The sequence below is a fragment of the Mesorhizobium sp. M7A.F.Ca.CA.001.08.2.1 genome (genome assembly GCF_003998455.1).
Classification (GTDB): Bacteria; Pseudomonadota; Alphaproteobacteria; order Rhizobiales; family Rhizobiaceae; genus Mesorhizobium; species Mesorhizobium ciceri.
Genome location: NZ_RZPW01000810.1, coordinates 1 through 2,681 on the forward strand (window position 1 = coordinate 1; position 2,681 = coordinate 2,681).

The 2,681-nt window shown below is 63.0% G+C and carries 3 protein-coding genes and 1 pseudogene; 1 reads left to right on the forward strand and 3 read right to left on the reverse strand.

The window, feature by feature from the left end; all coding sequences use genetic code 11:
* The 3 genes and pseudogenes from EN914_RS31310 to EN914_RS31320 form a co-directional block, all read right to left on the reverse strand.
* A pseudogene (locus tag EN914_RS31310) lies at nt 1-393 on the reverse strand (undecaprenyl-phosphate glucose phosphotransferase); the annotation flags it as partial.
* A 94-nt stretch (nt 394-487) separates the two neighbouring features.
* Nucleotides 488-1,618, reverse strand: coding sequence for a glycosyltransferase family 4 protein (locus EN914_RS31315; RefSeq protein WP_013532221.1), 1,131 nt, complete (start codon nt 1,616-1,618; stop codon nt 488-490).
* 10 nt (nt 1,619-1,628) lie between these two features.
* Complete coding sequence (locus EN914_RS31320) at nt 1,629-2,192, reverse strand: polysaccharide biosynthesis/export family protein (protein ID WP_013532220.1); 564 nt, start codon at nt 2,190-2,192, stop codon at nt 1,629-1,631.
* A gap of 260 nt (nt 2,193-2,452) precedes the next feature.
* On the opposite strand from EN914_RS31320, the gene EN914_RS31325 reads away from it, so the two are divergent.
* Nucleotides 2,453-2,681 (forward strand): Wzz/FepE/Etk N-terminal domain-containing protein (locus tag EN914_RS31325; RefSeq protein WP_245497882.1); only part of this gene is annotated, 229 nt, incomplete at its 3' end.

Genomic DNA, 2,681 nt, shown 5'->3' on the forward strand with positions numbered 1-2,681 from the left:
GAGGGCGAAAGTGCCGGCCCAGACCAGCAGCACGCGGCCGAAATTGGCGATCGGCCGCATCAGGGCGACGATCTGGTAGCAGTCGGTGACGTCGAGCAGCACCACGGCAAGGAACGACGCGGCGGCGATCGTTACCGGATACTGCCAGGCGAGATAATTGAAGAACCCGACATAATGGAAATAGACGGCGAGCCCGGACAGGAACAGCAAGCCGAATTCGACCATGCGCAGGACGCCGCTGACCATGATCGGCGACATCGTATCGCGCCGGTACTGCGAGGCGACCTGGCGCGCGACATCGTTCATGCCGCTTGGCGTGTCGCCATCGGCCGGGCCGTCGAATTTACGCACCGCCTCTGCTGAAAAGCGGCGCGCGGGGTCGATCTCGTTCATGAGGGCTTTCCGCAAGCTTCCCCTCGATCATAGCAAAAGAGAGCTAAGAAACCCTTGAAACAACATACGGCTTTGGAACGGCTTGGTCCTGCGCCTACCTGTCGAGCGCGGCGAAATAGGCGTTCTCGATGTCGGCGGCCATCACATCGGCGCCGAAGCGTGCCTTGAGGTCGGCCCCATCCGGCATCAGATCGCGATAGGCGGCCGGGTCGGCCAGCGCCTGGCTCATCCTTTCGGCGAGCTCGATCGGGTCAGGTCGGATCAGGGCAGGGGAACCGGTGTCGAATATCTCCGGAATGCCGCCGACCGCTGTTGCGATCATCGGCTTTCCCGCGGCAAGCGTTTCCAGGACGATATAGGGCATGGCTTCGGCGCGCGAAGGAACGATGATAAGCGCGGCAAGGGCAAAGGCCTCCCTGGCCGGCATCGGCGGCAGGAAGCGGACATGGCGCTCGAGCCCGAGGCGTTTCACTTGCCCGTGGTAGCGCGGTAGGTCGTCGCCGTCGCCGACCATCACCGCGGTCAGCGCGCGGCCGAACCGTGGGCCGGCGAGCGCCAATGCGTCGATGAAGATGTCCGGCCCCTTCAGGTCGCGCATCATGCCGATATAAAGGAGGTCGGCTGCGTCCGGCGCGGTGATCACCGGCTCGAATTCAGTGGCGCGCAGGCCGTTATAGACGAGGGTGTTGGGAATGGGCGGCTCGCCGACCTTGTGGCGATAGGTCCGCCGCTCATAGTCCGAGACAAACAGCAGATAGTCGGTGAAGCGAGCCATGAAGCGCTCGAGCGCGAAGAACAGCTTTCCGGTGGTCGTGTTCTCGTCATAGTGGAGGGAGCCGCCATGCGGCGAATAAAGGCGGGCTACGCGAGACCTTGATACCCGCAACAACGAGCCGAACAGACGGGCATAGGCGCCACCCTTGGCGCCGTGCCCGTGCAGTACGTCCGGCCGCAATTCCTTGATGATCCTGTACGTGCGCCAGGCCGAGGCAAGGTCGCCGGGACCGACGTGGCGCTGCATCGGCGTGCGATGAATGCCGAGCGCCAGCATGTTCTTCATCTGCTCGAACAGATGTTCCTCGAACGCGCCGCCCGTCGTCGAATCGCAGACGATGCCGACGGAATGCCCGGCGGCGACCTGCGCCTCGGTCAGGTCGCGCACATGCCGGAAAATTCCTCCGACGGGTGAGCGAAAGCAATGGACGATCCTGAGCCTGTCCGCCACTTGGTATCTGTCAGAACAGGCGTTCGCGGACGTAGACCGTATCGCCCGGCAGCAGCGGGTCGGAGGTGACCACGCGGCCGGTCATCACCTTGCCGTTGATGTCGCGGGTGATGTCGACGCTTTCCTGGTTGGCGCGCGGCGTGAAGCCGCCGGCAATGGCGATCGCCTTCTGCACCGTCAGGCCGGGGACGTAAGAGTATTGGCCGGCGGCACCCACTTCGCCCATGACGAAGATCGGCCGGTAGCGGTCGATCTCGACCGAAACGTCGGGATCGCGCAGATAGCCTTGCCGCAATTTGTCGGCGATCTCCTTTTCCATCTGCTGCGCGGTGTGTCCGCGCGCCGGTATGGCGCCGACAAGCGGGAAGGAGAGATAGCCGGATTGATCGACGCTGTAGGTGTTGGTCAGCCCGTCCTGCTCGAACACGGTGACGCGGACGCGATCGCCGGCGCCAAGACGGTAGGGCTGATCGAGCACCTCATGGAAGGCGGCCGGCGTCGGCCGGTAGCTGGAACAGCCAGCCAGCATCGATACGGCAAGCAGCGCGCGAAACAGGGAAGCAGTGCTTTTCATGACCGGACAAGTACCTTCGACTGGGCCGCTGCGGCGTCGCAGCAAACATCAGGGATCGAGGCCCGTTATCATCCTGTTAGGGTTAATGGCCGGTAAAGGGAGCGGCCGACACGTGGCGCATCGGCAAGAGTTTTTGCGATTTCTGGCGGTTTTGTTTGTCGCCCGCCAGTAAACCCTAACGGAAACTTACCGCGATCTTAACGGCTGAGTTACCATAGTTGTTTACGGTGCGTGCTGACCCAGTATCGGAGTAGGGATGCATGTCCGTTCAGTCCGCGGCCGCAGATGTCGATGTCGATCTCAGGCAGCTCTTCGCCAGCCTGGCGAGGAATTGGCTGCGTATAGGCCTCGTCGTCCTGTTGGCGACCGGGCTGGCCTTTGCTTTCGCCTCGCTGGCAACCCGGCACTACAAGGCCGAGACGCAGGTGGAGATCGCGCCGCGCGAATCCATCTACACGCGGCCGGCCAGCAACAACAACGACACCGACA

Bases quoted from the DNA above. Each gene is read 5' to 3' on its own strand.
- EN914_RS31320 (WP_013532220.1), bottom strand. From the start codon at position 2,192: ATGAAAAGCACTGCTTCCCTGTTTCGCGCGCTGCTTGCCGTATCGATG.